This window comes from Streptomyces griseus subsp. griseus (assembly GCF_000720255.1).
Classification (GTDB): Bacteria; Actinomycetota; Actinomycetes; order Streptomycetales; family Streptomycetaceae; genus Streptomyces; species Streptomyces griseus_I.
The window spans coordinates 113,981-138,658 of sequence record NZ_JOJE01000002.1 but is presented as its reverse complement, the minus strand read 5'-3'; the positions used below and the strand labels follow the sequence as shown (position 1 = coordinate 138,658).

At 71.4% G+C, this 24,678-nt stretch carries 23 protein-coding genes; 12 read left to right on the top strand and 11 right to left on the bottom strand.

Going from position 1 to position 24,678, the window contains the following annotated elements; translation table 11 throughout:
• The first annotated feature begins 55 nt into the window (after positions 1-55).
• Together IG99_RS04245 and IG99_RS04240 are read left to right on the top strand one after the other, a co-directional pair.
• Positions 56-1,243, top strand: coding sequence for an acyl-CoA dehydrogenase family protein (locus tag IG99_RS04245; RefSeq protein WP_037669920.1), 1,188 nt, complete (start codon positions 56-58; stop codon positions 1,241-1,243).
• Entirely contained in the window at positions 1,240-1,773 is a 534-nt protein-coding gene (locus IG99_RS04240) for a nitroreductase family deazaflavin-dependent oxidoreductase (RefSeq protein ID WP_051864918.1), read from the top strand. Before IG99_RS04245 ends, IG99_RS04240 begins: the two co-directional genes overlap by 4 nt.
• Here IG99_RS04240 and IG99_RS04235 read toward each other — a convergent pair.
• Positions 1,697-2,320: a LysE family translocator gene (locus IG99_RS04235; protein ID WP_037669918.1), complete on the bottom strand. Its 624-nt coding sequence runs from the start codon at positions 2,318-2,320 to the stop codon at positions 1,697-1,699. The genes IG99_RS04240 and IG99_RS04235 overlap by 77 nt on opposite strands.
• 82 nt (positions 2,321-2,402) lie before the next feature.
• Between IG99_RS04235 and IG99_RS04230 the strand changes: the two genes are divergently transcribed.
• Positions 2,403-2,855, top strand: a complete 453-nt coding sequence (locus IG99_RS04230) for an Lrp/AsnC family transcriptional regulator (RefSeq protein ID WP_037669916.1) — start codon at positions 2,403-2,405, stop codon at positions 2,853-2,855.
• A 150-nt stretch (positions 2,856-3,005) separates the two neighbouring features.
• On the opposite strand, the gene IG99_RS04225 is transcribed toward IG99_RS04230, so the two are convergent.
• Positions 3,006-3,641 (bottom strand): TetR family transcriptional regulator, encoded by a 636-nt coding sequence (locus IG99_RS04225; RefSeq protein WP_037669915.1) that lies wholly within the window; start codon positions 3,639-3,641, stop codon positions 3,006-3,008.
• A 134-nt stretch (positions 3,642-3,775) separates the two neighbouring features.
• On the opposite strand from IG99_RS04225, the gene IG99_RS04220 reads away from it, so the two are divergent.
• The 3 genes from IG99_RS04220 (at position 3,776) to IG99_RS04210 (ending at position 7,767) form a co-directional block, all read left to right on the top strand.
• Positions 3,776-4,498, top strand: a complete 723-nt coding sequence (locus tag IG99_RS04220) for a VOC family protein (RefSeq protein ID WP_078947526.1) — start codon at positions 3,776-3,778, stop codon at positions 4,496-4,498.
• A gap of 187 nt (positions 4,499-4,685) precedes the next feature.
• Positions 4,686-7,028 carry an outer membrane protein assembly factor BamB family protein gene (locus tag IG99_RS04215; RefSeq protein ID WP_037669911.1) on the top strand — a complete coding sequence of 781 codons (2,343 nt, stop codon included), beginning with the start codon at positions 4,686-4,688 and terminating at the stop codon, positions 7,026-7,028.
• 199 nt (positions 7,029-7,227) lie between these two features.
• A complete protein-coding gene (locus IG99_RS04210; protein ID WP_037669909.1) occupies positions 7,228-7,767 on the top strand; it encodes a hypothetical protein in 540 nt (179 codons plus the stop codon).
• Positions 7,768-7,769: 2 nt separating this feature from the next.
• On the opposite strand, the gene IG99_RS04205 is transcribed toward IG99_RS04210, so the two are convergent.
• The 4 genes from IG99_RS04205 to IG99_RS04190 all read right to left on the bottom strand — a co-directional run bounded on the left by IG99_RS04205 (position 7,770) and on the right by IG99_RS04190 (position 10,798).
• On the bottom strand, positions 7,770-8,321 hold the full coding sequence (locus tag IG99_RS04205; protein ID WP_037669907.1) for a hypothetical protein: 552 nt from the start codon (positions 8,319-8,321) through the stop codon (positions 7,770-7,772).
• Positions 8,322-8,458: 137 nt separating this feature from the next.
• Positions 8,459-9,232, bottom strand: coding sequence for an enoyl-CoA hydratase/isomerase family protein (locus IG99_RS04200; RefSeq protein ID WP_078947525.1), 774 nt, complete (start codon positions 9,230-9,232; stop codon positions 8,459-8,461).
• Positions 9,229-9,648 carry a Zn-ribbon domain-containing OB-fold protein gene (locus tag IG99_RS04195; protein WP_037669904.1) on the bottom strand — a complete coding sequence of 140 codons (420 nt, stop codon included), beginning with the start codon at positions 9,646-9,648 and terminating at the stop codon, positions 9,229-9,231. The genes IG99_RS04200 and IG99_RS04195 overlap by 4 nt, the downstream gene beginning before the upstream one ends.
• Before the next feature lies 1 nt (position 9,649).
• Positions 9,650-10,798 carry a lipid-transfer protein gene (locus tag IG99_RS04190; protein WP_037669903.1) on the bottom strand — a complete coding sequence of 383 codons (1,149 nt, stop codon included), beginning with the start codon at positions 10,796-10,798 and terminating at the stop codon, positions 9,650-9,652.
• A 98-nt stretch (positions 10,799-10,896) separates the two neighbouring features.
• On the opposite strand from IG99_RS04190, the gene IG99_RS04185 reads away from it, so the two are divergent.
• Positions 10,897-12,501, top strand: coding sequence for a FadD3 family acyl-CoA ligase (locus IG99_RS04185; RefSeq protein ID WP_037669901.1), 1,605 nt, complete (start codon positions 10,897-10,899; stop codon positions 12,499-12,501).
• A gap of 54 nt (positions 12,502-12,555) precedes the next feature.
• Here IG99_RS04185 and argG read toward each other — a convergent pair whose 3' ends face one another.
• The 3 genes from argG to IG99_RS04170 form a co-directional block, all read right to left on the bottom strand.
• Entirely contained in the window at positions 12,556-14,001 is a 1,446-nt protein-coding gene (argG, locus tag IG99_RS04180) for an argininosuccinate synthase (protein WP_037669899.1), read from the bottom strand.
• Between the two features lie 301 nt (positions 14,002-14,302).
• Positions 14,303-14,509: a hypothetical protein gene (locus IG99_RS04175; protein ID WP_037669898.1), complete on the bottom strand. Its 207-nt coding sequence runs from the start codon at positions 14,507-14,509 to the stop codon at positions 14,303-14,305.
• Positions 14,510-14,746: 237 nt separating this feature from the next.
• Positions 14,747-17,710 carry an AfsR/SARP family transcriptional regulator gene (locus tag IG99_RS04170; protein WP_037669895.1) on the bottom strand — a complete coding sequence of 988 codons (2,964 nt, stop codon included), beginning with the start codon at positions 17,708-17,710 and terminating at the stop codon, positions 14,747-14,749.
• A gap of 209 nt (positions 17,711-17,919) precedes the next feature.
• Here IG99_RS04170 and IG99_RS04165 point away from each other — a divergent pair, with 209 nt between their 5' ends.
• The 3 genes from IG99_RS04165 to IG99_RS04155 all read left to right on the top strand — a co-directional run bounded on the left by IG99_RS04165 (position 17,920) and on the right by IG99_RS04155 (position 20,874).
• Positions 17,920-19,197, top strand: coding sequence for an amidohydrolase family protein (locus IG99_RS04165; protein WP_037669893.1), 1,278 nt, complete (start codon positions 17,920-17,922; stop codon positions 19,195-19,197).
• Positions 19,194-20,126, top strand: coding sequence for an LLM class F420-dependent oxidoreductase (locus IG99_RS04160; RefSeq protein ID WP_037670228.1), 933 nt, complete (start codon positions 19,194-19,196; stop codon positions 20,124-20,126). Before IG99_RS04165 ends, IG99_RS04160 begins: the two co-directional genes overlap by 4 nt.
• A gap of 94 nt (positions 20,127-20,220) precedes the next feature.
• On the top strand, positions 20,221-20,874 hold the full coding sequence (locus tag IG99_RS04155) for a response regulator transcription factor (RefSeq protein ID WP_037669891.1): 654 nt from the start codon (positions 20,221-20,223) through the stop codon (positions 20,872-20,874).
• 4 nt (positions 20,875-20,878) lie between these two features.
• On the opposite strand, the gene IG99_RS04150 is transcribed toward IG99_RS04155, so the two are convergent.
• The gene (locus IG99_RS04150; protein ID WP_037669889.1) at positions 20,879-21,679 is read right to left on the bottom strand and encodes a hypothetical protein; all 801 of its coding nucleotides are present in this window, start codon (positions 21,677-21,679) and stop codon (positions 20,879-20,881) included.
• A 61-nt stretch (positions 21,680-21,740) separates the two neighbouring features.
• On the bottom strand, positions 21,741-22,475 hold the full coding sequence (locus tag IG99_RS04145) for a hypothetical protein (protein ID WP_051864916.1): 735 nt from the start codon (positions 22,473-22,475) through the stop codon (positions 21,741-21,743).
• Between the two features lie 193 nt (positions 22,476-22,668).
• Here IG99_RS04145 and IG99_RS04140 point away from each other — a divergent pair, with 193 nt between their 5' ends.
• Positions 22,669-23,439 carry an SDR family NAD(P)-dependent oxidoreductase gene (locus IG99_RS04140; protein ID WP_037669887.1) on the top strand — a complete coding sequence of 257 codons (771 nt, stop codon included), beginning with the start codon at positions 22,669-22,671 and terminating at the stop codon, positions 23,437-23,439.
• A gap of 98 nt (positions 23,440-23,537) precedes the next feature.
• Entirely contained in the window at positions 23,538-24,656 is a 1,119-nt protein-coding gene (locus IG99_RS04135; protein ID WP_078947524.1) for an LLM class flavin-dependent oxidoreductase, read from the top strand.
• Positions 24,657-24,678 lie beyond the last annotated feature (22 nt).

The following is a 24,678-nucleotide window of genomic DNA, read 5'->3' as shown; positions in this document are numbered from 1 at the left end:
TTCCGTTCGGCGCCCCTAATATGACGGACCGTCAGATCGGGAGGGAAGGCCGGCCATGGACGCGAGCTTCACCGCCGAACAGGACGAGATCCGCCGCACCCTGCGCGAGGTGCTCCACAAACGCTGCGGACCCCATGAGCTGCGTGCCGCGCTCGACACCCCCGCCGGCCACGACGCGGCCCTGTGGACCGCCCTAACCGAACAGCTCGGCCTGCCCGGACTCGCCCTGCCCGAGAAGTACGGCGGTGTCGGCTGCTCCGTCACCGAACTCGCTCTCGCCTGCGAGGAGACGGGCCGCGCACTCGCCCCCACGCCCCTGCTCGCCACCGCCGGACTCGCCGCCCCCCTCCTCCTCGCCCTCGGCACCGACGCCCAGCGCGCCGACCTGCTGCCCCGCCTCGCCTCCGGCACCCTGACCGCAGCCCTCGCGCTGCCCGGCCCCGGCCTCACCACCGCCCTCGCGCTGACCGGCGGCAACGACGGCGACTGGGCCGGCGGCGGCCGCGCGGGCGGGGTCCAGGCCCGGCGGGGGCACGGGGACGCGTGGCGGCTGTACGGGGAGGCCGACCAGGTCCTCGACGGGCACAGCGCGGGGATCCTCCTGGTCGCCGCCCACACCGGCGGGTTCGCCCGCTCCCGCACCCTCCTCTTCCTCGTCCCCGGCGACGCGGCGGGGCTGGTCCGGATCCGGCAGACCGCCCTGGACCCGACCCGGCCCCGGGCCCGCGTCCAGCTCCGGAACGTGGAAGCCGCGTTGCTCGGCGCGTCGGACGCGGACGTCCCGGCGGCCCTGTCCGCCCTCGGTGACGGGCTCGCTGCCCTCCTCGCCTGCGAGGCCGTGGGCGCCGCCGACCGGGCGCTGGAGCGGACCGTCGAGTACGTCGGGCAGCGGGCGCAGTTCGGGCGGCTGATCGGATCCTTCCAGGCCGTCAAGCACCGGCTGGCCGACGTCCACGTCCAGGTGCGGGCGGCGCGCTCGGCGGCCTACTACGCGGCCTGGGCGACCGCGCACGAGGAAAGGGTGGGCGGCCTCGCCCTGGCCCAGGCGCTCCAGGCGCTGCGCACCGCCGCCGGGGAGGCGATCCAGCTGCACGGCGGCATCGGTTTCACCTGGGAGCACGAGGCCCACCTGTACTTCAAGCGGGCCGCGGGCGACGAGTTGCTCTTCGGGCCGGTGCACCGGCTGCGGGCGCACGCCGCCGACGAAGCGCGACTGTTCGAGCGGACGGAGGTGGCGGTGTGATCGGCGTCCGAGTGGTGCAGAAGGTGTCCTCGACCCGGGGCTTCGCGAAGGTCGCCCCGCACCTGGTGCCCGCGCTGGACCGTGCCGTGCACCGGCTCACCCGGGGAAAGGTGCTGCTCAGCGCCCAGATGCTGCCAGGGGTGGTCCTCACCTCGACCGGCGCGCGCAGCGGGCTGCCACGTCGTACGCCGCTGGCCTGCATGCCCGAGGGCGGCGGGCGGGGCTGGCTGCTCGTCGGCTCCAACTTCGGCAGGCCCGGGCACCCCGCCTGGACCCACAACCTGCTCGCCCATCCCGACGCGGAGATCAGCTGGAAGGGCGAGGACGTCCCGGTCACGGCCCTGCTGCTGACGGGGGAGGAGCGGGCGGTGGCCTGGCAGGCGGTGCTGGCGTTCTGGCCGCCGTACGCGACGTACCAGCAGCGGGTGGAGCGGGAGATCCGGCTGTTCCGGCTCAGCCGCCGAGCGCCAGCCGCTGGACCAGCAGAAACGCCCCGATCCCCAGCATCGCCGCCCCCGACGTCCGGGTGACCGCCCGGGCCGCGGCCGGCCGGGCGCCGAGCACCGCACGGGCGAGGAGGCCGACCGCGGCGTACACGGCGACGCAGCACGCCATGTGCAGCAGCCCCAGGACGGCGGTCTGCGCGGGGACGGGGAGGTGCGCGTCCCGGGTGACGAGGAACTGGGGCAGGACCGACAGGTAGAGCAGCAGCCCCTTGGGGTTCAGGCCGCTGATCGTGGCCCCGCGCAGGAAGACCCGACCGGCGCCCGCGACCACCGTCTCCCCGGCCTCCGGCACCCACGGCCTGCGCAGCACCCCCCACCCCAGCCACACCAGGTAGGCCGCCCCCACCACCGTCAGCCCGGTGAGCAGCGCCGGAGACCCCGCGACCAGGACCGCGAGCCCGGCCGCCGCGAGGACGGTGTGCAGCGCGTACCCGGAGACCAGCCCGCCGACCGCCGCGCCCACCGAGCGCCCGCGCAGTCCTGCCGAGATCACATACGCCCAGTCCGCGCCCGGCACGCACACCAGCAGCAGATCGAGGGCGAGGAAGGAAATCAGCGTGGTGGAGTCCATGACGGGGACATTAGGCGCGATCTGGCCAAAGGTGTTCCCGAAGTTTGCCCGGAACCGCCGGGAGTGAGGGAAGATCTGCCTCATGGACGACATGGACCGGAAGATTCTTGCCGAGCTGCAGCACGACGGGCGGCTGACCGTGACCGAGCTGGCCGGAAGGGTGCGGCTGAGCGTCTCGCCCTGTCACCGCAGGCTGCGGGAGCTGGAGCGGTCGGGGGCGATCACCGGATACCGGGCGGTCGTGGACCCGGTCGCCGTCGGGCTGACCTTCGAGGCGCTGGTCTTCGTCTCGATGCGGCAGGAGGACCGGGACACGGTCGCCGAGTTCGAGCGGGCGGTCAGCGAGGTGGAACACGTACTGGAGGCGCAGCGGCTGTTCGGTGACCCGGACTATCTGCTGCGGGTGGCGACGGCCGACCTCGCGGCCTTCCAGCGGCTGTACGACGAGCGGCTGGCGACGCTGCCGGGGGTGCAACGGCTGACGTCCACGCTGGTGATGAAGCACGTGGTGCAGGACCGTCCACTGCCCGCGTAGCAACTGGTGCAGGGCCGTCCACTGCCGGCGTAGCAGCTGGTGAGGGATCGGCCACGGCCCGCACACAGCACGGCAGGCGGCGGCCACCCGAGGGTGACCGCCGCCTGACAGACAGGACTTGACCGTGTAAGAGGGGGAGGGGGGCCGGGCCTACTTCGTCGGCTTCTTGCCGGTGATCCCCAGATGCACCAGCAGCGCCAGATTCGGCTTCAGTTCAGCCTGCTTGACGCCCCACGTCTGGAAGCCCTTCTGGTGCGAGGCGACCGCCGCGAGCATCGCGACGACCGAGCCGGCGATCGCGGCCGGGTTCACGTCCTTGTCGACCCTGCCCTTGGACTGCAACTCGCTGACGGCGTCCACCAGGGAGTTGTTCACCGAGTTCAGGATCTTCATACGGAGTTTGTAGAAGCGTTTGTCGCCTTCGGCGGCACCGAGGTCGACCACGCGGAGGATGGCGTCGTTCTTCTTCCAGAACTCCAGGAACCCGTCGACGAGTTCCTGTGCCGTCTGCCAGCCGGACTTGCCGACCCAGGACCGGCCCTCGAGCAGCTCGGTCAAACCGGCGCCCTCCGCGGCCATTTGCTCGGCGATCTCAAGGACGGCGCCTTCGACGTCGGGGAAGTACTGATAGAAGGTCGCGGGCGAAGTGCCCGCCTTCCGGGCGACGTCGATGACCTTGACGTCCCGGTACGGAGAGGAGCTGAGCATCTCGCTGAGGCAGTCCAGCAGCTTCTGCCGCGTCGCCTGCCCGCGCCGACCGGCAACGCGGCCGTCGACGGTACGCACTTGTCCTGTCATGTCGTCAGCTTACCGAGGGGTGATGGGAGCGCGATTCGGCCGACTGCAAATGGGGTGTGCGGGTGCTGCGGGGCGGGTGTGCCTGGTCTGCGGCCTGCGGGAGCCGACGTTACGTTGGCTGCATGGCCGAAAACAGGGCATCCGCGTATAGAGAGGGCGTCCCCTGCTGGGTGGACGCCCAGCTGCCCGATGTGGCGGCGGGTGAGCGGTTCTACGGTGAGCTCTTCGGGTGGACCTTCAAGGAGGCGTACGGCCCCTCCGTGTGGGCGCGACTGGACGGGGAGCCCGTCGCCGCGCTCGGGCGCAAGACGGACGGCCGGATGCCCACCGTCTGGACGGTCTACTTCGCCACCCCGGACGTCGAGGGCCTCGCCGACCGCATCTGGGCCGCGGGCGGCCAGGTCGTCACCGCCCCCATGCCGGTCGGGGACCTGGGCCTCGCCGCCCTCGCCGCCGACCCGGAGGGTGCCGTCTTCGGCCTCTGGCAGCCCCACAAGCACCCGGGCTTCGGCCGCCGCCGCGAGCGGGGCACCTTCGTCTGGGCCGAGCTGTACACCCGCGACACCGAGGCCGCGAACACCTTCTACGGCGACCTCTTCCACGACGCCCTCTTCGGCCCCGACGCCGACCCCGACTTCGGCCGTGCCCTTGTCTACGACGTGTTCCCGGCCGAGATGCCGCCGCACTTCCTGGTCCACTTCCGGGTGGCGGACTGTGTGGCGGCACTCGGGACGGTGAACCGGCTCGGCGGCCGTGTCCAGGCGGGACCCTTCGAGACCTCGTACGGAACGGTCGGCGTCGTCACCGACAATCAGGGGGCGTCGTTCGCTGTGCTGGAGCGCTGAGGCGGCATATTTGTCCTGGTGGAACCTGGTAACAGGTAAGACATCCCAATTGTCACCGGGTTCGCAACCTGTGGCCCGGCCAGGAAGAATCGGGGTGCGTGCCGCCATGGCGGTGCGGTGGTGAGACGCTGCACGGGGTCGCGTACACAGGTGAGCCACGCGGCTCGTACGGGGAGGTGGCAGGCAAGTGGTGGGTCAGCTGACGCAGCACGATCCGCGGCGGATCGGGCCGTTCGAAGTGCTGGGACGGCTGGGGGCCGGCGGCATGGGGCTCGTCTATCTCGCGCGCTCGGCGTCCGGCCGGCGCGTGGCGATCAAGACCGTCCGCACGGAGCTCGCCGAGGACCAGCTGTTCCGTGTCCGCTTCACGCGTGAGGTGGAGGCGGCCCGGGCGGTCTCCGGCTTCTACACGGCCGCCGTCGTGGACGCCGACCCGCGCGCCGCCGTGCCGTGGCTGGCCACCGCGTACGTGCCGGCGCCCTCGCTCGAGGAGATAGTGAACGACTGCGGGCCCCTCCCGGCCCAGGCGGTGCGGTGGCTCGCGGCGGGCGTCGCGGAGGCCCTGCAGTCCATCCACGGCGCCGGGCTCGTCCACCGCGACCTCAAGCCGTCCAACGTGCTGGTCGTCGAGGACGGCCCCCGGGTGATCGACTTCGGTATCGCCTCCGGCGTTTCGAACACTCGTTTGACGATGACGAACGTCGCCGTCGGTACGCCCGCCTACATGTCCCCCGAACAGGCCAAGGACTCCCGCAGCGTCACGGGCGCCAGCGACGTGTTCTCGCTCGGCTCGATGCTCGTGTTCGCCGCCACCGGGCACCCGCCCTTCCACGGCGCCAACCCCGTCGAGACGGTCTTCATGCTGCTGCGTGAGGAGCCCGACCTCGAAGGCCTCCCGGACGAGCTGCGCCCGCTCATCGAGTCCTGCATGCAGATGGAGGCGACGGGCCGCCCCAACCCCGCCGACCTCCAGGCCCAGCTCGCCCCGCACCTGTTCGGCTCCGGCTCCGACGACAGCGGCACGGCGTCGGCGTGGCTGCCCGAGAAGGCCGTCGCCCTCATCGAGACGCGCCGCGGCGGCCGTACGTCCGTGCAGGGGGCGCCCGCCGGGCCCCGCAGCGGTGGCCGCCCCGCGGTCCCGCCCCCGCCCTCCCACGACCCCGTCGTGCCCGCCCCGCAGCCCGTGCCCGTCGGCGCCCCCGACACCGGCCCCGTTCGCCTCGCCGGCGCGCCCGTCCCGATCGGTCCCGGCCCGCGCGTCGCCGACGCCCGCGCCGCCGCCGTCAAGGCGCCCCCGCCCGAGGCCGGCCTGGTCGCCTCCTGGTCCCGGCCCCGCCCGGGGCTCAACGGCGCCGATCCCGCCGTACCCGCGCCGCCCCCGGTGCCCCCGGAGACGGCGGCCGGCTGGCGCCCCTGGCGGTTCCGCATGTCCAACGACGTCTGGGGCACCCCCAAGGTCGCCGACGACCTCGTCTACGTCACCTCCTTCGAGGTGCACGCCCTGGACGTGGCCACCGGCCGCCGCCGCTTCAAGACGCGGGACGTCGCCTGGTCCATGGCGGTCGCCGACGGCCGCGTGCACGCCTCCGACGGCCCCACCCTGTTCGCCCTGGACGCCCGCGAGGGCGGCGACCTGTGGCGGCTGTCCACGGACGCCTGGGTGTACTCCCTCAAGGCCGACCGCGGCACGGTCCTCACCGGCACCCGCGGCGGCGGCGTCCAGGCCTGGGAGGCCTCCAGCGGTCAGAAGCTGTGGGAGATCACCGGCTGTCAGACCGACTTCGAGTCCCCCGAGGCCGGCCCCGCCCTGCACGACGGCACGGCCTTCGTCTGGCAGGACGCCCGCCTGCGCGCCCTGGACGCCCGCACCGGCGACGAGCGCTGGTCGTACCCCATCGGTGACGCGGCCTCCTGCAGCGGTGTCCCCGTCCGGGTGACGCACGGCCCCGACGGCTACGTGTACCTCTCCGCGGGCTCCCGCGTCCTGGCCGTCGACGTGGCGAGCGGCAGGGTCCGCTGGCACTTCGAGGCCCCCGCGGTCTTCCTCTCCCCGCCCGCCTTCGTCCCCGGCCCCGCGGTCACCGGCGGCGGCGTCTACCTCGCCGACTACCTCGGCACGGTCTACGCCCTCGACGCCACCGACGGCCGCGACCGCTGGCGCATCGCCACCGAGGCCCGGGCCTCCGTCGAACCGGTCCTGGTCGCGGCCGGGCACGTCCACGTCGGCAGCGGCAAGGGCCTCTACACCCTGGACGCCGTCACCGGCACCCCGAAGTGGCGCTTCCAGGCGGGCGGCGACATCGTGGGCGCCCCCGCGGTGGCCGAGGGCCGTATCCACTTCGGCTCCACCGACCACCTGCTGTACACGCTGAAGGCCGACGACGGCCGGCTGCGCTGGAAGCTGGCCACCGGCGGTGAGATCACCGGTTCCCCGGTGGTCCGCGACGGCGTGGTGTACGCGTGCAGCAAGGACCGCTGTGTGTACGCGCTGGACGCGGAGAAGGGGACCGGGACCGCGCGCACGGCCTGACCGGCCCGGAGACCGGTCGGGCCGCCTTGGGCCTGACCGGGGACGGCCGTCGTACCGGGCGCACGGAAGGGGATCCAGACGGCGGCCGCCGCACCGGGGAGCGGCCCGTTCGCCGCTCTCAGCCCAGACGCTACGCCGGGTACGCGACCATCGCCACGCGGTGACATGACCGTGACAGGCGGTGCGTAGGGTGGCAGTCATGCATTCACGGGGACGCAGCATCAGGCTGACAGCGGTGGCCGCACTGGTCGTCCTGTCGCTGACCGGTTTCTCGACGAGTCGCGGTCACGGCCACGGCAGCAGTCATGGCAGCGGCGGGGGCGGCGGGTGCAGCAGCTCCAGCCAGGACCACGACAGCTCGTCGTCGTCCGGGGGCGGTTCGAGCGGTTCGCGCTACCACGACTACGACGACGATGACGACTACGACACCGGCAGCTCGGGCGGCTCCTCCGGAACCACCTCCTCGGCCGCGCGGGACGCCACGGTCGAGCTGGTGAGCTGCGTGACGGAGGCTGACGCGTACGCCACGGTCGAGGTCACCAACCCCAACTCCACGGGCTACTTCTTCACCATCACCGTCAAGTTCCTCGACGCCAAGTCCGACCAGGTGGACCTGCGGACCGTGGACGAGTTCGTCGCCGCGAACGACACGGCGAAGGTGCAGGTGCCCCTGGCCAACCCGGGCCTGGCGGCCAAGGTCGACCGCTGCGCACCGGAGCCGTCCGCACCGGCGGACTGAACTCACCCGGGCTGTTTGTACGCTTTCCACGAGTACTTATCGGCGCTCCGGGGGCCCAGGTTCATGATGTCGCTGAAGTAGTCCGTGTAGCCGATGGACGGGCTGAACACTACTTCTGGATAAACTCGAAGAACCATTCCATCCGGGATGAGCGCAGAGCCCAGCGGGACCTGAGGGTGCGTTTCCTCCTGCGGGAAATTGAACGGCCCGACGACCCGAGCCGCACCACTCATTTGCGGACCTTCGTAAAGAACGATCTTCGTGATCTCGGGGGGAGGATCGGCCGCTTTGTAAACGACGGCCGAACTTGCTGTCCTTGCCCACCCGCCGAGGTCCGGGGCGTCTTGACCGACGTCCAGATGGCCACCCTGAAAGTGCCAGTGCTCATAGAGTCGCACTGCCAAACCCGAGGGCACCTTGACGGAACTGACGGCGTCGTTTCCGATACTCAAGTCCGACGAATCATAGGATCCTTCGGCAAGGAACTGACCCAGGCCGAGGAAATTCTTGTCCGCGAAAAAAATCACACGGTCGCCGGATTCGCTGCCAGGCATACCGATGCTCCTAGCGTGGGATGGGCACCCGTTCGTGAGAAAACCCTCAATCGCAGGATACGTTGCGGGTTCTCCGATGTCGAAATATGCGGAACCAGCCGAGGGCGGCAGCCCCAATTGACCCAAAGGGGCGGCCTCTAACGGATCCGGGGCCCGGCGCCCGACCGCCTCGCGAACAGCTCCGCCTGGCGGTCCGGGGGCAGGTTGCCCAGCGTGATGAGATGCGGAGCCTGGGCGAATCCCTGGGCCCGTGCCCCCTCCTTGGCCGCCCACAACGCCCGCACGGTCCCCTGGACGGCCTCCGCGGGATACCCGGCGATGACGGCGGCCCGCTCCTGGGCGGCGGCCGACGCGGCTCCCGCCTCCGTCAGTTCGGAGACGAGCCCGATCTCATGGGCCCGCCGCGCCCCTATCCGCTCCGCCGCCCCCATCAGCATCATCCGGGCCACCTCCCCGAACGGCATCCGCTGCGCCATCAGCACCGACTCGTACGCGCTGACCATGCCGTAGCTGGTGTGCGGGTCGAAGAACTCGGCCCCGGCCCCCGCGACGACGAACTCGCACTCCCCGAGCAGATAGAAGGCGCCCCCGCAGGCCATCCCCTCCACGGCGGCGACGACCGGCTTCCACAGGTCGTTCGCCTTCGGGCCGATGCTGAGCAGCGGATCGTCCTGCATGTAGGGGGAGTCGGGCTGCGGGACGACCGCGTCCCGGTCGAGCCCCGTGCAGAACGCGCGGTCCCCGGCCCCCGTGAGCACGACGGCCCGTACGGAGTCGTCGTACCGCAACGCCCGCCAGGTGGCCGACAGTTCTGCGGCCGTGTCGAGGTCGATCGCGTTCAGCCGCTTCGGCCGGTCGAGGGTGACGACGGCGACGCCGGTGTCCGCGTAGGTGCTGATGCGCAAGCTCACGAACGCTCCAGTACCCACTGGGGGAGCCCGGACTCCTCGTCGAAGACGACGTGCACCCGGGCCCCGATCCGTATCCGGTCCGCCGGCAGGGAGTTGAGCGCGGCTCCCGCCCGGGCGACCAGATTCCCGACCAGCCGGATGCGCGGTGCCTCCGCCAACTCCACGACGACCACGTTGTACGGGGCCTGCTCGGCGTAGTCGGGCAGCAGGGGCGGATGGGGGACGACGTAGGACCAGACGCGCCCCTGGCCGGACATCGACCGCCACTCGCTCGCGAAGGACTGGCAGTGGGGGCAGCAGGGCCGGGGCGGGAAGCGGGGCTCGCCGCAGTCGGCGCAGGCCTGGACGCGCAGCTCGCCCTGCGCCGCGTACTGCCAGAAGGGGGCGCCGTCGGCGTCGATGATCGGCTGGAGCATCTCAACTCCTCAGCAGCAGGGCGGAGGTGGGGACTCCCTCGCCGGCGGTGACGAGGCAGGTGGCGGCGCCGGGAACCTGGGCGGTGCTGGTCCCGCGCAGCTGCTTCACGCCCTCGTTGATGAGGTTGAAGCCGTGCACATAGGCCTCGCTGAGCCCGCCCCCGCCGGTGTTGATCGGCAGCCGTCCGCCGATCTCCAGCGCACCGCCCTCGGTGAAGGCGCCGCCTTCCCCCCGCCCGCAGAAGCCGTAGCCCTCCAGGGAGAGCGGGATGAGCGGCGTGAACGCGTCGTAGATCTGGGCGACGTCCACGTCCTCGGGGGTGAGGTCGGCGTGCTTCCACAGATGGCGGGCCGCGGTCCAGGCGGGTCCGGTGAGCGGGTCGTCGTTCCAGTAGTTGACCATGCCGTGGTGCTGGGCGGGCAGGCCCTGGGCGGCGGAGTGGACGTAGACGGGCGGCCGCCGGCAGTCCCGGGCGCGCTCCCGGGAGACGACGACACAGGCCAACGCACCGTCGGTCTCCAGGCAGTTGTCGAAGAGGCAGAGGGGCTCGCTGATCCAGCGGGAGGTCATGTACATCTCGCGGGTCAGCGGGCGGTCGTACATGAGGGCGGCCGGGTTCTGGTTGGCGCGGTTGCGGCAGGCGAGGGCCACGTTGAACAGGTGGTCGCGGGTGGTGCCGTACTCGTGCATGTGGCGGCGGGCGAGCATGGCGATCTCGTCGGCGGGCCGGAGCAGGCCGAAGGGCCGCGTCCACTGTCCCGGGGTGGGGAGTTGCACCGCGGTGTTGGTCCACGGCCGGGGGCCGCTTCCGCGCTTCCGCGACCGCCAGGCGACCCCCACGGAGGCCTGCCCGGAGGCGATGGCGGCGGCGAGATGGGCGACCGTGGCACATGAACCGCCGCCCCCGAAGCCGACCTTGCTGAAGAAGGTGAGGTCGCCGAACCCGACCGCCTTCGCCAGTTCCACCTCGTCGGTCTCCTCCATGGTGAACGAGGCGAGGGCGTCGACCTCGCCGGGCGCGATGCCGGCGTCGTCGAGCGCGGCGAGCACGGCACGGCAGGCGAGCGTGCGCTCGTCCTCGGGGAGGCGCTTGGCGAACGGGGTCTGTCCGATACCGACGATGGCGGTGGCGTCCTTGAGTCCGGCCATGCTGTGACCACCTCCGCGAGGGTGCCCGGCTGCTGACAGGTCGTCAGGTTACAGCTAATCTGACGGACAGTCAGCTGCTGTTGAACCGGAGGCTCACCGTGGGCGGAGATGTGGAGTGGGGCGCTGTTCCGGGCCTGGTCCGGTCGGCCGCCGAGCGGTACGCGGACGTCGAGGCGGTCGTGGAGGGGCGCACCCGTGTCACCTACGCGGAACTGGGCGCGCGGGTGGAGCGCGCCGCGGCCGCGTGCATGGCGCACGGGGTGCGCATCGGGGACCGGGTGGCCGTCTGGGCCCCCAACTCCCTCGACTGGATGGTCGCGGCGCTGGGCGCGGTGTCGGCGGGCGCGGTGCTGGTCCCCCTCAACACCCGCTTCAAGGGGGCGGAGGCGGCGGACGTACTGCGCCGCAGCGGCGCCCGGCTGCTCTTCGTGACCGGCACGTTCCTGGGGACGTCGTACGTGGCCGCGCTCCGGGGGGCGACCGCGCACGGAGACGGCACCGGGCCGCTGCCGGGACTCCCGGCGCTGGAGCAGGTGGTGGTCCTCGCCGACGACGCCCCCGCCGAGTTCCACACCTGGAAGGACTTCCTGGCCGGTGGGGAGGGCGTCAGCGGAGCGGACGTGCGGGCGAGGTCCGCGGACGTCTCCCCGTCCTCCCCTTCGGACATCGTCTTCACCTCGGGTACGACGGGCCGCCCGAAGGGCGCGGTGATCACTCACGCCCAGACGCTGCGGGCGTACGAGGTGTGGAGCGACCTCGCGGGTCTGCGCCGCGGCGACCGCTACCTCATCGTCAACCCCTTCTTCCACACCTTCGGCTACAAGGCGGGCGTCATCGCCTGCCTCATGCGGGGCGCCACGATGATCCCGCAGCCGGTGTTCGACGTCGACACGGTCCTGGCGAACGTGGCGGCCGAACGCGTCTCCGTCCTGCCCGGCCCCCCGACCCTGCACCAGTCCCTCCTCGACCACCCCGCCCGCACCGCCCACGACCTGTCCGCGCTACGACTGGTCGTCACCGGGGCGGCCGTGGTGCCGCTGCGCCTGGTCGAACGTCTCCGGGGCGAACTCGGCGTCGACACGGTCCTCACCGCGTACGGCCTCTCCGAGGCGAGCGGCATCGTCACCATGTGCCGCCGCGACGACGCCCCCTCGGTGATCGCAGCCACCTCCGGCCGCCCGATCCCCGGCACGCAGGTGCGGACAGTGAACCCGGACGGGGTCACGCTCCCGGCGGGCGTCCCCGGGGAGATCCTGGTCCGCGGCTTCAACGTCATGCGCGGCTACTACGAGGACGAGGCGGCCACCGCCGAGGCCCTGACCCCCGACGGCTGGCTCCGCACCGGCGACGTCGGCGTCCTGGACGAGTCGGGCAACCTCCGCATCACCGACCGCGTCAAGGACATGTACATCGTCGGTGGCTTCAACGCCTACCCGGCGGAGATAGAGCAGCGCCTGGGTCTCCACCCCGACGTCGCCGACGTGGCGGTGATCGGCGTACCCGACGCGCGCCTCGGCGAGGTCGGCACGGCGTACGTGGTGCGCAGGCCGGGAGCCCGGCTCACCGGGGACGAGCTCATCGCCTGGGCGCGCCACGAGATGGCCAACTACAAGGTGCCCCGGGCGGTGGAGTTCGTGGGGGAGCTGCCGAGGAACGCGAGCGGGAAGGTGCTGAAGGGCGAGCTGCGGGACCGGCTGATGTGAACGGGAAAGGGGCCGGCCCGTCGCCGAGCCGGCCCCTTCCGTCGCTGTCGCCGGTCAGTCGTTGCCCGACTCCATCGCCGCGCGGTCCAGCAGCACGTCCTCGTCGGAGACCTCACCGCGGGAGGCGATGGCCTCGGCGCCGCCCTCCGGCATGCTGCCGATCAGGCCGGTCGCGGCGGCCTGGGCGGCACCGATGGCGGGGCTGCCCGTGCCGATCAGACCGAGACCCGCGTACTGCTCCAGCTTGGCGCGCGAGTCGGCGATGTCGAGGTTGCGCATGGTGAGCTGGCCGATCCGGTCGACGGGACCGAACGCCGAGTCCTCGGTGCGCTCCATGGACAGCTTGTCCGGGTGGTAGCTGAACGCCGGGCCCGTGGTGTCGAGGATCGAGTAGTCCTCACCGCGCCGCAGCCGCAGGGTGACCTCGCCGGTGACGGCGGAGCCGACCCAGCGCTGGAGCGACTCGCGGATCATCAGGGCCTGCGGGTCCAGCCAGCGGCCCTCGTACATCAGCCGGCCCAGGCGCCGTCCCTCGGCGTGGTACTGGGCGAGGGTGTCCTCGTTGTGGATCGCGTTGACGAGCCGCTCGTAGGCCGCGTGCAGCAGGGCCATGCCGGGCGCCTCGTAGATGCCGCGGCTCTTGGCCTCGATGATCCGGTTCTCGATCTGGTCCGACATGCCCAGGCCGTGGCGGCCGCCGATGGCGTTGGCCTCCATCACCAGGTCGACGGGGGAGGCGAACTCCTTGCCGTTGACGGTGACCGGCCGGCCCTGGTCGAAGCCGATGGTGACGTCCTCGGTGGCGATGTCGACCTCGGGGTCCCAGAACCGCACACCCATGATGGGCTCGACGGTCTCCACGCCGGTGTCCAGGTGCTCGAGCGTCTTCGCCTCGTGGGTGGCGCCCCAGATGTTGGCGTCGGTGGAGTACGCCTTCTCCGTGCTGTCCCGGTAGGGCAGGCCGTGGGCGACCAGCCACTCGGACATCTCCTTGCGGCCGCCGAGCTCGGTCACGAAGTCCGCGTCCAGCCAGGGCTTGTAGATCCGCAGGTGCGGGTTGGCGAGCAGACCGTAGCGGTAGAACCGCTCGATGTCGTTGCCCTTGAAGGTCGAGCCGTCGCCCCAGATCTGCACGTCGTCCTCGAGCATCGCCCGTACCAGGAGCGTGCCCGTGACGGCGCGGCCGAGCGGCGTCGTGTTGAAGTACGCCCGCCCGCCCGAGCGGATGTGGAACGCCCCGCAGGTCAGCGCGGCCAGGCCCTCCTCGACCAGCGCCGCGCGGCAGTCGACCAGGCGCGCGACCTCGGCACCGTAGGTCTTCGCCCGCCCCGGCACCGAGGCGATGTCGGGCTCGTCGTACTGGCCGATGTCGGCGGTGTAGGTGCAGGGGATGGCGCCCTTGTCACGCATCCACGCGACCGCGACCGAGGTGTCGAGACCGCCGGAGAAGGCGATGCCGACGCGCTCGCCGGCGGGAAGGGAGGTGAGGACCTTGGACATAGGAAGAGTATGCATGCTCTCGCATGGTCATGCAAAGCCTCAGGTCATCTCTCTTGTGGCGCCCGGCGTAACGGCACCCGCGGGGTGAGGGCGCGCTCGCGCTCTGTCACGCGCCGGCCGTTCACACCCGCTCGGCTGTCCTGAACGCCGCCCCGAACGCACCGCGGCCGCGGCGGCTCCCCTCCGTGCTCCGCGCCGCCGCGGCCGATCCCCCGAGCTGGGTGCTCCCCCCGAAGCAGCTCCCCCGAGCCGCTTCAGAGGCGCTCCCGCGTTGCCCCCTGCTGTCCCCCCCAGCGCCGGACTACTTCGTCGGCTTCCAGGGCTCCGACGTCGCGTGGATGTCGCCCTTCGTCTCGATCCGGGCCTCGGTCTTGGCCTCGGTGGGCTCGTCGGTGGCGTGGATGTCGCCCTGGGGAGTCATCTCGGCGTCCGCGGCCTCGGCGGTCTTGAGAGGCTCCGACGTGGCGTGGATGTCTCCCTGCGGCTTGACGACCGGCTCGTCGCTCATGTTCGTTCGCTCCCCACTTGGCACTTGGCGTGTTCGTCGCTTGCGTCGGTGGCGGCCCGTCCGTGCATTCCCCCGTGGATGTCCGGACGGGCCGCCGGGCCGCTCAACCCTATTTCGCCGGTGTGCGGCCCCGGCGCCGGCCCGTTTGCCCCCCGACACGACGGACCGACTGCCCTTGAGGATGGTGGGCGCCGATAAACGAATGATGAACGTCCCTCAGGACGCCCCTGCGCCCCCTCAAGCCACCCGTACCTCCGCCTCCCCCAGCAGCGCCCGCACCCCCACCGCCTCCGGTGCCCCCAACTCCTCGTAGATCCGCATCGCTTCCTCCCAGCACACCCGCGCCCGTCCCGTGTGCCCGACCCCCGTCAGCGCGTGGCCGAGGACCGTCAGGACGTTGCCGCGGCGCCACTCCCCGCCGATGCCCCGCAGCACCGTCAGGGCCATCTCCGCGTTGGCGGCGGCCTGGGCGTAGTGGTGCCCGGCGATGTCGACCTCGGCGAGACGGAAGAGGGTCATGCCCTCCCACAGGCGCTGGCGGCTTTCGCGGAAGACGTCGAGGGCCTCGTGGAGGCGGTCGGCGGCGGAGGTGAGCCGGCCGCTCTGGGTGAGCGCCATGCCGAGCGCGTACCGCCCGTTGGCACCCCGCATGGAGTTGCCCATGGCGTCGTAGATCTCCATGCCCTGTTCGGCGAGCGCGACGGCGCTCTGGGTGCGGCCGGTGGCGAGGTGGATGCGGGAGAGGTTGCACAGGGCGCTGGCCTCGCCCGGCCGGTCGCCGAGGGCGCGGAAGTCCTCGATGGCCCGGGAGAGGTGCTCCTCGCCGTCGGAGGTGCGGCCCTGGTAGAGGGCGATGACCCCGCGCGCGTTGCCGGCCCAGCAGGCGGGCAGCAGGTCGTCGGCCTCGTGGGCGAGGCGGATCACCCGCTCCGCCTCCTCGTCGGCCATCTCGAAGCGCCCGCCGTCGAGGTGGGCGTGGGCCAGCGTCATCAGCGCGCGTGCCTCGACCCGCGCGGCCCCCGACCGCTGGGTGGCCGCCAGCAGCGCCTTCGCCGTGGCCTCGTACTCCCGGGAGTTCGCCCCGGACTCGGAGAGGTCCAGCGCGGCCCACAGCAGGTCGATGGCGCGGGGGAGGGTGTCCGGCCGGGCCGCGGACTGGCGGACCATGGACAGCAGGCAGTTGGCCTCCGTGTAGAGCCAGTCGCGGGCCGCGCGGCGGTCGGGGAAGACGATCCCCGGGTACTCCGTCGGAGCCAGATGGTCCACCAGGCGGTCGCCGGGGCGCTCTGTGGCGTAGACCCCGGCCGCGGTGGCCAGGTAGAAGTCCAGCAGCCTGGACAGCGCCGTCTCCCTCTCGCCGGGCGGCCACTCGTCCCGTTCCGCGCATGCACGCGCGTAGAGCCGGACCAGGTCGTGGAAGCGGTAGCGGCCCGGAGCCGCGGACTCCAGCAGCGAGGTGTCCACGAGGGACTCCAGCATGTCCTCCGTGTCGTCGGGCGCCAGGTCGAGCACCGCGGCCGCCGCGGCCACCGAGATGTCCGGGCCGTCGGCCAGCCCCAGCAGGCGGAACGCGCGTGCCTGGGCGGGCTCCAGCTGCCCGTAGCCCAGCTCGAAGGTCGCCTTCACCGCCAGGTCGCCCGCCTGGAGCTCGTCCAGCCGGCGCCGCTCGTCGGCGAGCTTCGCCGCGAGGACGGACACCGTCCAGGTGCGGCGGGCGGCGAGGCGGGAGGCGGCGATGCGGATGGCCAGCGGGAGGAATCCGCACGCCGCGACCACGTCCAGGGCGGCCTCCCTCTCGGAGGCGACCCGCTCCTCGCCGACGATCTTCGTGAAGAGGGACAGCGCCTCGTCGGGGGACATGACGTCCAGGTCGACCAGGTGGGCTCCGGCGAGGTCCACCATCCGCACGCGGGAGGTGACGAGGGCGGCGCAGCCCGCGGTGCCGGGGAGCAGGGGGCGTACCTGGGCCGCGTCGCGGGCGTTGTCCAGCAGGACGAGGACCCGGCGGCCGTCCAGCACCGAGCGGTAGAGGGCGGACCGCTCCTCCAGGGAGTCCGGTACGGCCGAGTCGGCTGTCCCCAGGGCCCGCAGGAACGCGCCGAGCACCGTCTCCGGTTCCGCCGCCCGCTGTCCCGCGCCCTGGAGGTCGACGTACAACTGCCCGTCGGGGAAGGCCCCTCGCGCCTGGTGGGCGACGTGCACGGCCAGGGTCGTCTTGCCGACTCCGCCGATGCCCGCGAGCGCCGACACCGCCATCACGCGGCCGTCCGCCGACGCCAGTACGTCTCTGAGTTCGGCGACGAAGGACGCGCGGCCGGTGAAGTCGGGGACGGTGGCCGGGAGTTGGGCGGGGCGGACCAGGACGGCGGGCGGTTCGGCGACGGGGGCGGACGGCTCGGCGAGGGCCGGGTCGGCCTGGAGGATGCGCTGCTGCAGTTCGCGCAGACCCGGGCGGGGGTCGACGCCCAGTTCGTCGGCGAGCAGCCGACGGGTGTCGGCGTAGACCGCCAGCGCCTCCGCCTGGCGGCCCGAGCGGTACAGGGCCAGCATCAGCAGTTCCCGCAGCCGCTCCCGCAGGGGGTGGGCCGCGGTCAGCGCGGTGAGCTCCGAGACGGCCTCCGCGTGGCAGCCCTGCTCCAGGTCCATGTCCAGGCGCGATTCGAGGAGTTGGAGCCGCCATTCCTCCAGGCGGACCCGCTGCGCCTCCGCGTACGGGCCGGGGACGCCGGCCAGCGCCTCGCCGTCCCACAGGCCCAGCGCCCGGTTCAGCGCGTCCCGCGCATGGCACAGGTCTCCGGTCCCGCGCGCCTTCTCCGCCTCCGTGGCGAGTTCCTGCGCGACGGCCAGGTCCAGGGCGCCGTCGCCCAGCCCGCGTACCGCGTAGCCGCCGGACTCGCTCGCGAGGACGCCCGGGTCGAGCACCTTCCGCAGCCGGGAGGCGTAGGTGCGCAGCGCGGCCAGCGCCTGGGACGGCGGGTCCTCGCCCCACAGGGCGTCGATCAGTTCGCCGGCTGTCGCCGTACGGCCCTCGCGCAACAGCAGGGCGGCGAGCAGGGCGCGTTGTTGGGGGGAGCCGGTGGCCAGGGCGGTTTCGCCGCGCCAGGCGCGCACCGGGCCGAGCAGACCGAAACGCAGGGCCGTCGGCTCCTCGGAGGAGCCGGGCCGCCTCTGCTCCGGCACGCGCGGTACACCGTCGTCCATCGGGGTCCCCCTAGGCATCCTCAACTACTACGCCAGTTTGCCTTGTCCATGGCAGACCCGTCAGCCGGGCGAGACACCGATCACAGGCAGGGCACAGCCGGACGCGCGGGATGCCACAACCCCCTCACACGGTCTCCGCACATGTCCGCACAGACCCGAACAGTCCCAGGTTCCTGACGGGTCGTCAGATCAGCGCTACCGTGACTTTCATGGAGACCGAGCCCGCGGAGACCCGCGCCCCCCTCGCGGAGAGCATCTCCGCCCCGCTTCCGAAGATCATCTCCGTCGACGACCACACCGTTGAGCCACCGAACGTCTGGCAGGACCGCCTCCCGAAGAAGTACCGGGACACCGGCCCCCGGATCGTGCGCGCCCCGCTGAAGGAGATGACCTTCCTCGGCGGCCGCTTCAAGCCCGTCATGGGCAGCCCCGGCGACGACGGACCGGTCGGCGACTGGTGGGTCTACGAGGACCTGCACCGCCCCCTGACCCGCCTCGACACCGCCGTCGGTTACGACCGGGACGAGATCCGGCTGGAGGTCATCACCTACGAGCAGATGCGCCCGGGGTCGTACGACGTCCCGCAGCGCCTCGCCGACATGGACGTCAACCACGTCCAGTCGGCCCTGTGCTTCCCGACCTTCCCCCGCTTCTGCGGCCAGACCTTCACCGAGGCCGCCGACCACGAGCTGGGCCTGCTGTGCGTCCGGGCCTACAACGACTGGATGGTGGAGGAGTGGTGCGGCCCGGACGCCCACGGGCGTCTCGTCCCGCTCACCCTCATCCCTCTGTGGGACGCCGAACTCGCGGCGGCGGAGGTCCGCCGCAACGCCGAACGCGGCGTACGCGCCGTCGCCTTCTCCGAGATACCCCCGCATCTCGGCCTGCCCTCCGTCCACACCGACGACTGGGACCCCTTCCTCGCCGCCTGCGACGAGACCGGCACCGTCATCGCCATGCACATCGGCTCGAGCAGCCGTATGCCCTCCACCTCCGCCGACGCCCCGCCCGCCGTCGGGTCCACCATCACCTTCGCCAACTGCTGCTTCTCGATGGTCGACTGGCTGATGAGCGGCAAGTTCGAACGCTTCCCCGGCCTGAAGGTCATGTACGCGGAGGGCCAGATCGGCTGGATCCCGTACATCCTGGAACGCGCGGACGTGGTGTGGGAGGAGAACCGGGCCTGGGGCGGAGTCGCCGACAAGGTGCACCGGCCGCCCTCCGAACTCTTCGCCGAGCACGTCTACGGCTGCTTCTTCGACGACGCCTTCGGGCTCAGGAACCTCGACTCCATCGGCGTCGGGAACGTCCTCTACGAGACCGACTACCCCCACTCCGACTCCACCTGGCCCAAGTCGCGCGAGGTCGGCGAGGCGCAGATGGGCCATCTGCCCGCCGAGGTCGTGGAACGCATCGTCCGCGGCAACGCGATCCGCCTGCTGGGGCTCACCCCGGAGGGCCTGTGGCCGGGCGGCGGTGCCCGGTGAGCCCCGGCCTCGCCTACGGCATCCAGCTCCCCGTCCAGTCCCAGTCGACGATCTACGCCGAACCCTGGGAGGCCGGCGCGGGCCCCGACGACCTCGTCGCCCTCGCCCGCGCCGCCGACCGGGCCGGCTTCGCCTACGTCGCCTGCTGCGACCACGTCGCGATTCCGCGCCGTCTCGCGCCCGCGATGAGTACGGTCTGGTACGACCCCGTGGCCACCCTGGCCCACCTCGCGGCCGTCACCGAACGCGTCCGCCTGCTCAGTCACGTGGCGATCGTCGGCCTGCGCCACCCGCTGGTCACCGCCAAGCAGTACGCCACCCTCGACCATCTCGCGAGCGGCCGCCTGATCCTCGGGGTGGGGGCGGGGCACGTGAGGGAGGAGTTCGAGACGCTGGGGGTGGACTTCGAGCGGCGGGGCGCGGTACTCGACGAGACGATCGACGCGCTGCGCGCCGCGCTGGGAGAGGAGGAGTTCCCCTCCCACCACGGCAAGCTGTACGACTTCGAGGACCTCGGACAGCGGCCGCGGCCCGCCCAGGCGCGGGTGCCCCTGTGGGTCGGCGGATCCTCCCCGGCCGCCGTGCGCCGGGCCGCGCTCAAGGGGGATGGCTGGCTGCCCCAGGGCGACCCGAGGGACCGGCTGCCCGCGCAGATCGAGACCATCCGGCGGCTGCGCGGTGACGAGGGCGAGCCGTTCACGATCGGCGCCATCACCGAGCCGCTCTACGTCGGCACCCCCGACTGGGACGTGGGCCGCCGTACCCTCTCCGGGCCGCCGGAGGCACTCGCCGAGTCGCTGCGCGCCTACGCGGCGATGGGCGTGGACCAGATCCAGGTGCGCTTCCGCTGTCGCAGTCGTACCGAACTCACCGACCAGATGGCCCGGTTCGGCGCGGAGGTGAGCCCGCTGCTCGACACGTCCCGCTGAGCGACGGCTCTTCTTGAACGTTTGAACATGTCCACGCCGAGCCGCGTATGTACGAACGTACGGACGTGGTGGTTCCGGCGGAAGGGCACGTGCAGTGCGATCCTCCCAACGACTCTCCATCGCCCTCGCCTGCGCCGACGGCGAGTGGCCGCACGCCGACTGGCCGTCCCCGGACGACCGTTACGTGGGCCGGGCCGAGTACCTGACCCCGCCCTTCCGCGTCCCCGAGACCGTCGATGTGGTCCTGCTGCTGTGCGAGGAGCCCTCGCGGTCCGTCCCGGAGCTGCTGGAGGCGCTGGGCGAGCGGAGCGTCCCGGTGATCGTCATCAGCCCCAGTGAGGACACCGAGGCGGTGGTCGAGGTGTTCCGGGGCGGCGCGGGCTACCTCGTCGAGGGCGACTACTGCACCCACATGCTGTCGTCGGCCGTGATGGCGGCCACCGTCGGGCACACCTACCTCTCGCCGACCGCCTGCGCCGCCCTGCGTGAGGGCGCCCGCCGCATGCCCACGGCCGGTGACGCCCTCGAACGGCTGCGCGCGCTGCTCTCACCGCGCGAACGCCAGATCATGGAGCTGCTGTCGACCGGCCTGGGGGCGCAGGAGATCAGCCTGCGGTTGCGGCTGAGCGAGAAGACCGTCCGCAACAACCTCAGCAACATCTACGCCAAACTCGACGCCCGCGGCAGCACGGGCGCGGTCCTGCGCTGGCTCGGAGCCACGCCCGCCGCGCCCGTGCTTCGCATGTGAGAACCTACGGCGCCGGTATGTCCGCCTGCGGGATCTCCACGTCGGTGACTTTGTCGCCGCCCTCACCGAATCCCGGTTCCGCCCGCAGGCTCTTCGCCGAGTTCTGGATTCCGTTGGCCTCGGGAGTTCCGCACTTCACGTTGCGGAGCCAGAGACGGCCGTCCGGAGTTCCGTTCCGCAGGATCTGCGGGTAGAAGACATGGACCGTCTTCCCGCCCTCGCTCGGCGCGAAGAACACCTTCTGGCCGTCCTGGGCCTCCTTGTAGGTGGCCTTCAGGAATCCGCTCACATCGGTGCGCTTGGCCGACCACATGAAGAAGCCGACGCTGTCCGGCTGCACGGTGTCGGAGCGGCTGAACGCGAGGCCGGTGGTCTTGTCGTCGCGTGTGATGTTGATTTCCGAGGTGCTGAACTTCAGGCCGATCTCGAAGAAGGAGTTTCCCAGCTTGGTGTCGGCGCCTGCGGTGAATCCGTCCTCCAGCTGAATGGTCCTGGTGACGGACGTGCTCACATTGAAGGTGCTCGTCGCCGCGGTCGTCGTTCCGCAGTTCTCGGTCACAGGGGAAACGCGCTGGTTGGGCCCGAGGCTGTTCGCCTTGAACTGGACGTCGACGAACTCGCAGTTCTCCAACTTCTCGGAGTCCGCGGCACAGTCCGAGGTGACCTCGGACGGGGTGGCGGCACCGGCCTGGTTCATCAGCGGCACGATCACCGCGAGGGCGGCCACCGGGGCCAGGGCGAGGCTGATCCGCTTCTTCTTGCCGCGGTGGCTTCTGGGGCGGGGGGCGGGTGTGGGGGTGGTCATCCTGGTCTCTTTCATGGGGCCGTGTGTCGAGTGGGTTGTGCGCTGCCGTGGCACCACCGGGTCAGCAGTCCTCCAGGACCGCCTTGGACGTGCCGTCCACGACACCGGGCGCCCCGGCCGCGCCCGGCAGGACCACGGGTCCCTCGACGACCTCCGGCGCGACGAAGTTCCGCTCGGGGGTGGCGTTGGTGGTGGTCGTCGCCTCACGGGCGTCGATCCGCACCCGCCATTCGCCGGTCATGCGCTGCATCTTCGGCGTGAACTCCATGTGGAGCACCTTGCCGACCGGCACCTCCCGCTGTTCCGTCGCGCCCGCGGTCGCCGACTTCACGGTCATGTCCAGGGTTCCCTTGTGTTTCACCCAGGACCCGCTCAGCGCCCCGAACAGACCTCCGCCGCCGCCCTGTTGGGTCACCGTGTACTTTCCCTCTCCCTGGGCCGCGGTGGACGACCAGGTGACGGACACCTTCGCCGCGTCGGTGGCGGCCGGCTCGCAGTTCGGGAAGTCGATCGACGCCTTCTCGGTGGGGCCGTCGAAGGTCTCGAACTTCGTCTCCACGAAATCGCAGTTGTCCGCCTGGAATCCGTCCGCGAAGCCTCCGTCGAAGTCGCGCACCGAGCGCTGCTTGCCGTTGACGACCGCTGACCTCTCGCACATCGTCATGATCTGCTCGGGCGTCTTGTCGTCGGCCGCGTTCGCCGAGGGAAGCAGGGCGACGATCCCTCCGCCGGTGGCCAGTGCGGCGCCGATCGCAACGAACCTGACCTTCCTGTTCTTCAGTCTCCGCTTGGCCATACCTGCTCCGTCCTTGGGGGTGGCTTTACTTCTCCGTGGGGGATTATTGGAGTCCTCCTGGCGGGCCGACAGAGTCAAATGTCCCTACCTGCAAGTCACTTGCTGTGTGCTTGTGCAATCGGAGCACGCTATCTGACACATCGTCAGATACGGCGGTACGATGCTGTGCCCACCGATGTGAAGGGGGCCCCGCATGGGCAAGCTGGACGGCCGTGTCGTCATCGTCACCGGTGCCGCGCGCGGGCAGGGGGAGCAGGAGGCGCGCCTGTTCACGGCGGAGGGCGCGCGCGTTGTCGTCGCCGACGTCCTCGACGAACAGGGCGAGGCCCTCGCGAAGGAACTGGGCGCGCTGTACGTCCACCTCGACGTGGGGGAGGAGGGCGACTGGCGGGCCGCGGTCACCGCCGCCAAGGACGCGTACGGTCATGTCGACGGACTCGTCAACAACGCCGGCATCCTGCGCTTCAACGCCCTCGTCGACACCCCCCTCGACGAGTTCATGGAGGTCGTACGGGTCAACCAGGTCGGCTGCTTCCTCGGTGTCAGGACCGTGGCGCCGGAGATGGAGCACGGCGGCACGATCGTCAACACCGCCTCGTACACCGGGATGACCGGGATGGCGGCCGTGGGCGCCTACGCGGCGACCAAGCACGCGATCGTCGGCCTCACCCGGGTCGCCGCGCTGGAGTTGGCCCACCGGGAAGTGCGCGTCAACGCCATGTGCCCCGGCGCCATCGATACCGCGATGTCCAACCCGGCACTGCTCGACCCTTCCATGGGGACCGAGGAGACCTCGCGGGCCCTGGACGAGCTGTACCGCGGGCTCGTACCGCTGGGCCGGGTCGGCAGGCCGGAGGAGGTGGCCAGGCTCGCGCTCTTCCTCACCTCCGACGACTCCTCCTACATCACCGGGCAGCCCTTCGTGATCGACGGGGGCTGGCTGGCGGGGGTCAGCGTCATCTGACGGGCAGTCAGCTATTGACGGTCCACGGGCCCGGTGCCACAGTCGGCGGGAAGCGAATCTGACGACCAGTCAGAAACAACTGGGGACGGTGAACCGCCTTGGAATTCGGGCTCTTTGTACAGGGATACGTGGGCAAGCGCGCCGAGACCGACCCGCTGGCCGAGCACAAGGCGCTGATGGAGGAGACCGAGTACGTCATCGAGGCGGACCGCTCGGGCTTCAAGTACGCCTGGGCGTCGGAGCACCACTTCCTGGAGGAGTACTCCCACCTCTCCGCCAACGACGTCTTCCTCGGCTACCTGGCGCACGCCACGGAACGGATCCACCTCGGCTCCGGGATCTTCAACCCACTGGCCCAGGTCAACCACCCCGTGAAGGTCGCCGAGAAGGTCGCCATGCTCGACCACCTCTCCGGCAACCGCTTCGAGTTCGGCAGCGGGCGGGGCGCGGGGTCCCACGAGATCCTCGGGTTCATACCGGGCGTGACCGATATGAACTACACCAAGGAGATCTGGGAGGAGACCATCGCGGAGTTCCCCAAGATGTGGCTCCAGGACGAGTACGTGGGATTCCGCGGCAAGCACTGGCAGCTCCCGCCGAGGAAGGTGCTGCCCAAGCCGTACGGGAAGTCCCACCCGGCGATGTGGTACGCGGCCGGGTCGCCGCCGTCGTACGCGATGGCTGCCCGCAAGGGGCTCGGGGTGCTCGGGTTCAGTGTGCAGAAGGTCTCCGACATGGAGTGGGTGCTCGAGCAGTACAAGACGGCCGTGGTGAACGCCGAGCCGGTCGGGGACTTCGTCAACGACAACGTGATGGTGACGACGACGGCGATCTGCGCGCCCACGCACGAGGAGGCGGTGCGGATCGCGGTGAACGGCGGGCTGCACTACCTGCCGTCGCTGGTGTTCCGGTACCACGACACGTTCCCGCGGCCCGAGGGGTTCCCCGTCTGGCCGGAGACACTGCCCGAGTACAACGAGGAGTTCATCGAACTGCTCATCTCCGAGGAGCTCTTGATCTGCGGCGATCCGGCGGAGGTGCTGACGCAGTGCAAGCGGTGGGAGCAGGCGGGGGCGGACCAGCTGAGCTTCGGGTTGCCGGTGGGGGTGCCGAAGGAGGAGACGTTGCAGACGATTCGGTTGATCGGGGAGCACGTGATTCCGAAGATCGATACGGATCCTGTGCATCGGACCACGCGGTTTCGGCAGGGGGCTTGAGCGTCGTCGGCGGGTGCGGGCT